Origin of the sequence: Amaricoccus solimangrovi, assembly GCF_006385685.1 — a bacterium.
GTDB classification, from domain to species: Bacteria; Pseudomonadota; Alphaproteobacteria; order Rhodobacterales; family Rhodobacteraceae; genus Amaricoccus; species Amaricoccus solimangrovi.
Genome location: NZ_VFRP01000092.1, coordinates 1 through 1,781 on the forward strand (window position 1 = coordinate 1; position 1,781 = coordinate 1,781).

Annotated in this window: 2 protein-coding genes; one reads left to right on the forward strand and one right to left on the reverse strand. The window is 67.8% G+C overall.

Features of this window, described 5'->3' with window-relative positions; translation table 11 throughout:
• Window positions 1–104 precede the first annotated feature (104 nt).
• Complete coding sequence (locus FJM51_RS23320; RefSeq protein WP_181164739.1) at window positions 105–779, reverse strand: IS1 family transposase; 675 nt, start codon at window positions 777–779, stop codon at window positions 105–107.
• Window positions 780–1,208: 429 nt separating this feature from the next.
• Between FJM51_RS23320 and FJM51_RS23325 the strand changes: the two genes are divergently transcribed.
• On the forward strand, window positions 1,209–1,781 hold a 573-nt coding region (locus FJM51_RS23325), incomplete at its 3' end, for an IS21 family transposase (RefSeq protein ID WP_497707176.1).

The following is a 1,781-nucleotide window of genomic DNA, read 5'->3' on the forward strand; positions in this document are numbered from 1 at the left end:
ACGTCGTCTTGGCGCTCCCGTGAAGAACCTGGCCCATAGCGCATCCCTCTCTGGCGACGACAAACATACGCCAGGACATGCTGGGACTAAACACCTAGGCCGGGTCACGGTCGCCGCGGAGGACCGCGTCGCCGCGCAAGCATCGTGCGAGCACTGCCATCAGCGGCGGCGCATTGTGATCGGGCAATAGATCCGCGCGCCTGGCGCCCGCGCGATCCGCCATCGTGAGGACAGGGATCTGATACTTCGAGATCCAGTTTCGTTCCCATGCGTTTGCAGTCCACCCAGCGCATCCGATCCGGCTTCGGATGATGGATCGGATCGCGCTGATGCCTGACCCACTCGCGCGAGCCCTTGCGGGATTCCCGGAAGAATTTCTCGTCCGCTTCGACCACGCCGCCGAGGTTGGAGGTGCCCGAACCGCCGAGGGCGCGGATGATCTTCTGGCGCCACCGCCAGATGGTCATCTTGTCGAGACCGAGCGCCCTGCCCAGTCCACGACACGACCGGGGATGGTCGCAGAACATGTCGGCGACCACCTGATGAAAGCGGCCCGGCGAATGGATGCGCGCAACGGCCGTGCCGGTCGATGAAGAAAAGGTCCGCCTGCGTGACGGGCAACGCATCCGCTGGACGCCGGTCCGTGTCGAGCCCCAACGCGTGCTCCTGTCGTGATTGCGATGCGGGCAGGCGACAGCGCCCTCCGGGCGCTTCTCGATCGCGCCGATCGCCTGCATCCGAACGTCGAGCGAGCGCAGCGCCGTCCACAACTCCTTCAACTGTGGGCCTGTCAGGCTACCGAGCCTCGCGCAGGGCCTTCTGAAATCCATCCGCCATGCCTGTCCCTGGCTTCGGCACATCTTCGCTGATCGGCGACAACCATCCTGTCTGGCATCGACAAGCTTGTTGGCCGCTGTCCCTTGGCCGTAGGCTGAGGGACAGCGGCGCGCTCGTCTTTCTGGGGAGATGGGCGTGGGTGCTGGCCGTCGCGGGCCGGTACGACGGAGATCTCTGCGTCCAAACGGAGATCCGATCGTGCCGGGCAGACTCGTCACCGACCAGCAAGTGAGACTCTACATGCAAGATCGACTTCGCCATAGCCAGCGCGTGGCCGCCGCCCGGGCCGGGTTCGAGCCAAGCGTACCGGACGCCGGATCGACGCCGACCCCTGCCTGCCGTCCCAGCGTCAACCCGAGCGCGGCCGCGCCGTGCCCGATCCGCTCGCCGCCGTCTGGGAGCCGCCGCCGCTGCCGATCCTGGAGCGCGATCCGGCCACGCTGGCGGTGACGCCGCCGCGGCATCTCCAGATGATCGATCCCGACTCCTTCCCCGATGACCGGGTTCGTCGGACGCTGGAGCGGCGTGTGCGGGATTGGCGCGCCCTGCACGGAGCACCGCGCGACGTCATCTTCCGTCAGGTCCCGGAGCCGGGCCGCATGGCGTTGTCCGACTTCACCGACGGTGAGGAGGGGCAGCGGGCCTTCCAGTGGAAGGACCGCCCGACGAACGAGATCGGCGTCACGATCGCCGGCGCGCCGTTCCCGCACCGGCTCTTTCACTTCGTTCTGGCCTACAGCGGCTGGGAGCACGTCGTTCGCCGGCGGGCTCGAACCCGTGGCGCCTCGCCGGCTCACCGTGCTGGGCGGCGAAAGCTTCACCGCGCTCGCCGAGAACCTCCGAGACACGCGCTCTGGAATCTCGGCGGCGTGTCGCGCGAGCACCGCGCCGACAGCTTCTCCGCCGCCTATCGCAACCTGGACGCCGAGGCGGCGGAGGATGTG